General features: G+C 72.4%; 4 protein-coding genes and 1 pseudogene. 2 read left to right on the forward strand and 3 right to left on the reverse strand.

All coding sequences use genetic code 11. The features are described from left to right. From AB0H87_RS37085 to AB0H87_RS37095, 3 genes and pseudogenes are all read right to left on the reverse strand, one after another. Window positions 1-514: pseudogene (locus AB0H87_RS37085) on the reverse strand (glycosyltransferase); the annotation flags it as partial. Between the two features lie 98 nt (window positions 515-612). Beyond that, the gene (locus tag AB0H87_RS37090; RefSeq protein WP_360156893.1) at window positions 613-1416 is read right to left on the reverse strand and encodes an MEDS domain-containing protein; all 804 of its coding nucleotides are present in this window, start codon (window positions 1414-1416) and stop codon (window positions 613-615) included. A gap of 88 nt (window positions 1417-1504) precedes the next feature. Continuing rightward, entirely contained in the window at window positions 1505-2119 is a 615-nt protein-coding gene (locus AB0H87_RS37095; protein ID WP_360156896.1) for a helix-turn-helix domain-containing protein, read from the reverse strand. A gap of 181 nt (window positions 2120-2300) precedes the next feature. Between AB0H87_RS37095 and AB0H87_RS37100 the strand changes: the two genes are divergently transcribed. Next, complete coding sequence (locus AB0H87_RS37100) at window positions 2301-3980, forward strand: flippase-like domain-containing protein (protein ID WP_360156899.1); 1680 nt, start codon at window positions 2301-2303, stop codon at window positions 3978-3980. 83 nt (window positions 3981-4063) lie between these two features. Then, window positions 4064-5554, forward strand: coding sequence for an MFS transporter (locus AB0H87_RS37105; RefSeq protein WP_360156902.1), 1491 nt, complete (start codon window positions 4064-4066; stop codon window positions 5552-5554). Window positions 5555-5626: the final 72 nt, after the last annotated feature.

The following is a 5626-nucleotide window of genomic DNA, read 5'->3' on the forward strand; positions in this document are numbered from 1 at the left end:
GGGCCGCGTTCAGCGGCTCGCGGAGGAACGCGTTGTAGTTCGCGACGCTCAGCTCGTCCAGCGCCTGCGGGTCGGTCACCTCGGCCGGCACGGGCCGACCAGGCAACGGCTGCGGCCGGTGGTGCGGCGACGGCAGGAAGATCGGGCAGTAGCTCACGTGCACCGACGGCACGCCCAGGAGGTCGGCCACCGACCGCGCACCGGCCGCGGCGGGCAGCACGCCGCTGGCCACGATCACGTCGCAGCCGGTCGCGGCTCGCGCGAGCGCGTCGAACTGCGTGGCGATCAGCGCGGCCGCGACCTCACTCACCGACGGCGCGACGGTCGTGTGCACGAGCTTGCGCACCGGCTCACCGACGGGCACGAACGGCACGTCCACTTCGGTCAGCCGGTCGGCACAGTCCGGCGGCGCGCACACGAGCGCCTCGGCCCCTTGCTCCCGCAAGGCCGCGGCCAGCGCCGCGTAGGGCTCGACCCCACCCCGTGAGTCGTATGTCGACAGCACCACACGCATGGCCGTACCCCCGATGTATTGGCTTCTGGCCAGCGATTCTGCGCCTTGACCGGGGTCTTGCCGCAAGCCCCGGTGCCGGCTGTACGTTGGAGCGGGAGCTACCGCGCGCGGACCATGCCGAGCAGGCGTGCCTGACGCTGGTTCGCTTCGACCGCGAGCCCCGGCACCCGTGCGATCGCCGCGGCGCCGCGCGCGTCGATGAAGCTCATGCGGCTGATGTCGAGGGTGTCGCCGGGGCGCAGGCTGCCGAGCAGAGCGTCGAAGGCCAACTCGTTGTCCATGTCGCTGTCGCCCCAGACGCGCAAGGTCCGGCCGTCGTCGAGCCGCTGGTGGCGCAGCGGCTCCCGGCTGTCCGGCGCGGCGGGGTGTGCGCTGCGGGTGGCGGCGACGACCGCGGGCGCGAAGACGCGCCGGTCGTAGTGGCAGACCGCCGTCAGCCGGCCGCCGACGAACAGCGGAAAGGCCGCGGCCTCGAACGCGGTCAGCGCGGCCGGGTCGGCGTCGCGCGCCCAGATCATGTCGATGCTGACCCACAGCCCCTGGTAACCGGCCTCGACGGCGTCGCCGGCCGCGGCGGTGTAGAGCCGCCGCAGGTAGCCGGGATCGAAGCGGCCCGGGGCGAGTTGCACCTGGCGGCTGTCGGCGACGCGGAACTGACCGGACCTGTCCGCGGCGGCGAGGCTGGGGCTCCGCTCGCGTAGGTGCTCGAGGAACCCGCTGAGATCGTCGCGGTAGGGATCACCCGGAAAGACCATGACCTGCCCGCCGGCGGCGACTCCCTGCTCGGCGAACGCGACCGCGTCGACGACGAACGCTTCCTGGGTGTCGAACGCGGCACCGAGGTGGTCACCGGGCCGCACGGCCATGGTGAAGTCCTCGTCCGAGATCCAGAAGGCCCTCATCCGCCCACCCACAGGTCGTGACCGGCCCCCCGCTCACCGCCAACGGTAACACCCGGTGTGATCCCGGCGACACTCCGCGACGGAGCCGCTATGGGGTGCCGAGCAGGGCGTCGACGAGGTCGGAGATCGGGCCGAGGAGGTCCTCCTCGGTGGCGGCGGCCAGCGGTTGGATGCTCATCGACAGCCGCAGCAACGTCATGCCCAGCGTCGCCGCCAGGAGGATCTGGGCCCTCAGCAACGTCTCCGGGTGGGTGTCGCCGCCCGCGGCCGCGGCCATCCGTTCGCTGATCGAGCGTAGGAAGTCACGACGGACGTTGTCGACCTGTTCGTCGCCTGAGGATCGCAGCAGCAGGAGGAGCGTGTCCGGCAGGCGGCCGTCGTGGGTGACGCCCGCGATCCGGCGGGCGATGTCCGGCGCCATGGTTTCCAGGCTCGTCTCGTCGGAGTCGCGGCGCAGGTCGGTGACCGCGGCGGTCAGGCACGCCTCGAACAGGCCTTCCTTCGACGTGAAGTAGCGGCTGATGAGGGCGACGTTGACGCCCGCCTCGTCGGCGATCTCGCGCACCGTCGTGGACGCGTATCCGTCGCGGGCGAAGCGACGGCTCGCCACGCGCAGCAGCGCCTGGCGGGTCTGGGTCGCGTCGCGGCGACGGCGTGCGGAGGTCGCGCCGTCCGCGGCGGCGACCGTGGCGTTCTCGGGCACTGCTCTTCCTCCCGTCCCCCGGGAGCAGCGTAACGCGATCGGAACGCGAAGTAAACAGTTGTTTACTTCGGGGTCGATGGGGTCGCTGATGTGATTGAGCGCTCACAGCCTAGTAAACGCTTGTTGATTAAGCGCATGATTGCCGATCTTGAGTCCGCGCTCGTTCGGGGAGGGGCGTGCGATGGTTCGGCTGCGTACGGCTGCGCGCGAGCTCCTGCTGGTCGCGGTCCTCTTCGCGGTCTACAAAGGAATCCGCGTCCTGGTGGCCGGACACGCGGACCAGGCGATGGCCAACGCGACGACGGTCTGGCACCTGGAACGCCTGCTGCGCCTGCCGAGCGAGCTCGCCGCACAGCAGGCGGTCGCCGGCCACCACTGGCTCGTGCTCGCGGCCAACAGCTACTACGCGTATGTGCACTTCCCCGCCACCGCCGCCGCGCTGATCTGGCTGTACCTGCGGCGCCCGGCGCTGTACCTGCGTACCCGCCGCATCCTGGCCGGCCTCACCGCGACCGCGCTCCTCCTGCACGTCTGGCTTCCGCTCGCACCGCCCCGGCTCGCCGCGAGCACCGGGCTCGTCGACACCGGCACGGTGTACGGGCCCACGGTGTACGGCCCGCCGGACACCGACACGCTCAGCAACCAGTACGCCGCCATGCCGTCGCTGCACGTCGGCTGGGCCCTCGCCATCGCGGTCGCCCTCGCCGTGGCCACCCGCGGCCGGCTGCGGTGGCTCTGGCTCGCCCACCCCGTGACCACGCTGGCCGTGGTGGTCGTCACGGGCAACCACTACTGGCTCGATGCGCTGGTCGCGGTCGCGCTGCTGGCGGCGGTCGCCGTCGTCGTCGTCCGGGCCCGCGAACTGCGCGCGCTGCTCTGGCCGCCGGTGCGGCGCTACGGCCTGCGGACCCTGGCCGTCGCCGTCGCACTCGTGGCGGTGGCGCTGTCGTTGCGGGGACGCGTACCGGATCCGGCCGACGTCGTCGCGGACCTGGCGGGCGCCAATGTCGGCTGGCTGGCCGGCGCCGTGCTGGTCCAGTTCTGCTCCCAGGCGTGCTTCGCCCGCCAGCAGCGCGCGCTGCTGACCGCGCTCGACGTCAACATCTCCCGGCGCGACGCGCTGGCCATCACCTACAGCCGGTCCGCCATCAGCATGGTCCTGCCGGCGGGGGCGGCGATGTCCGCGGCGTTCGCCCTGCGGCAGTACCGCCGGCACGGCGCCAGCACCGCCGTCGCGGCCACCGCCATGTTGCTCTCCGGCGCCGCGTCCGTCGTGGGGCTGGTGCTGCTCTACGCCGGCACGATCAGGACGCCCGCGTGGGCGGACTCGGCCGTCTGGCACATGGTGCCGCCGGCCGCCGTGCTGGCCGCCCTGCTCGGCGCCCTCGTGGTGCTCCGCCACCGCGGCCCGGCGCCGCCGCGCCCGACGGCCGTGTCACCACGCACGTCGATCTGGCGCCGGTTGCGCGACGTCGCCGACGACGCGCGGGCCGTCCGGGTCCGGTATCTGGCCCTCGCGATCGGGTACGCCGCCCTCAACTGGCTGTTCGACCTCGGTTGCCTCGTCGCCGCCGCGCATGCCTGTCGACTGCCGCTGACCGTGTTCCAGCTCGCCACCGTCTATCTGGCCGTGCAGGTGGTCCGCCAGATCCCGCTGACACCGGGCGGCATCGGCGTGATCGAGGCGAGCCTGCTCGCCGGCCTCGTCACCGCGGGCGCCGCGCAGCCCGCCGCGGCCGCCGTCGTGCTGCTCTACCGCCTCGTGTCCTTCTGGCTGGTCCTGCCCGCCGGCCTGGTCGCCTACCTGCGGCTGGCCCGCGGCCCGGACCAGCCGCGGAGCGGCCACGTCGCTGTGACGTAAACGTCTGTTGACTTGCGCCGAGGGAGATCCATACTAAGTAAGCGCACGTTTACATCTAGTCGAGGGACGTCATGACTCTGACGATGGAAGAACCCGGAGCGACCGGCGCCGACCGCCAGGCCCGCCACGGCGGCCTGCTGGTCCTGTACCTGTCACTGGGCGGCCTGGCCTTCGCCGTGTTGCAGTCGCTGGTCGCGCCCGCGTTGTCGACCATCGGCCGGGACCTCGGCGCCTCGACCGCGGACACCAGCTGGGTGATCACCGCGTACCTGCTCTCCGCCTCGGTGCTGACGCCGATCCTCGGCCGCCTCGGCGACATGATCGGCAAGCGGAAGGTCCTCATCGGTGTCCTGGTCGCCCTGGGCGCCGGCACCCTCATCTCGGCCCTGGCGCCGAGCCTGGCCGTGCTGATCGTCGGCCGGGCGCTCCAGGGTGCCGCCGGCGCGATCCTGCCGCTGTCGATCGGTGTGGTCCGCGACGAGCTGCCGCGCGAGAAGGTCAGCGTCACCGTCGGCCTGCTGTCGGCGATCTTCGGAATCGGCGCCGGCGTCGGCATCGTGGCGGCCGGCCCGATCGTCGAGCACCTCTCCTGGCACTGGCTGTTCTGGCTGCCGCTGGTGCTGGTCGTCGTCGCGCTGCTGGGCGCCGTCTTCGGGATGAAGGAGTCGCCGGTACGCACGCCGGGGCGTCTCGACGTGCTCGGCGCGGGCATCCTGTCGGTGTCGTTGGTGGCCCTGCTGCTGGCCATCAGCAAGGGCCAGGGCTGGGGCTGGGGCGACACGAAGACCGTCACCCTGCTCGCCCTCGGCGTCGTCACGCTGGTCGTCTTCGTGGTGGTCGAGCTCCGCGTCAAGGAACCGCTGATCGACATGCGCCTGATGCGGCGCCGCGGCGTGTGGCCCACCGACCTCGTCGCCCTCGTCCTGGGCTTCGCGATGTTCGGCACGTTCGTGCTCGTGCCGACGCTGCTGCAGCTGCCCGCGGCCACCGGCTACGGCTTCGGCAAGTCCGTCTCGCAGTCCGGCCTGTTCCTCCTGCCGACGGTCGTCACCATGGTGGTCTTCGGCCCGCTGGCCGGCATGCTGAACCGCAGGTACGGCCCGAAGCTGCCGATGTTCCTCGGCGCCGTCGCGGTCGTCGCCGCGTTCCTGCTGCCGGCCGTCAGCCACGGCGCGACCTGGCAGATCCTGGCCTCGGGGATCCTCACCGGCGCCGGCATCGGCCTGTCCTTCGCGGCCATGTCCAACGCCATCATCGAGGCCGTCCCGGCCACGCAGACCGGCGAGGCGACCAGCGTCAACACCATCGCCCGGACCATCGGCAGCAGCATCGGCACCGCGGTCGTCTCGATGATCCTCACGTCGAAGGCCACGCCGCAGGGCCTGCCCACCGACGCCGCGTTCACCACCGGCTTCTGGGCCTGCGCGGGCGTCGCGGTGCTCGCCGTCGTCGCCGTGCTCGCCCTGCCCTCGGCACACAAGCGCCACGAGCAGGCCGTCGCGACCGGCGTCACCGACGTGCCGCCGGAGCCCGCGGAGCTGCACCTGCCGCTGGCGCACCACGGCAAGGCCTGAGCATCACAGAGCCGGCGGCCAGGTCGAGGTCGCCGTTGGCGATGTGCGCGACACCGAGCGCCTTGTGCGCGT

Source organism: Asanoa sp. NPDC050611, from assembly GCF_040654855.1.
GTDB lineage: Bacteria > Actinomycetota > Actinomycetes > Mycobacteriales > Micromonosporaceae > Asanoa.

What these genes read in the sequence shown, in the direction of transcription:
- AB0H87_RS37105 (WP_360156902.1), top strand. Translation starts at nt 4,064, where the DNA reads ATGGAAGAACCCGGAGCGACCGGCGCCGACCGCCAGGCCCGCCACGGC.
- AB0H87_RS37090 (WP_360156893.1), bottom strand. Translation starts at nt 1,416, where the DNA reads ATGAGGGCCTTCTGGATCTCGGACGAGGACTTCACCATGGCCGTGCGG.
- AB0H87_RS37100 (WP_360156899.1), top strand. Translation starts at nt 2,301, where the DNA reads ATGGTTCGGCTGCGTACGGCTGCGCGCGAGCTCCTGCTGGTCGCGGTC.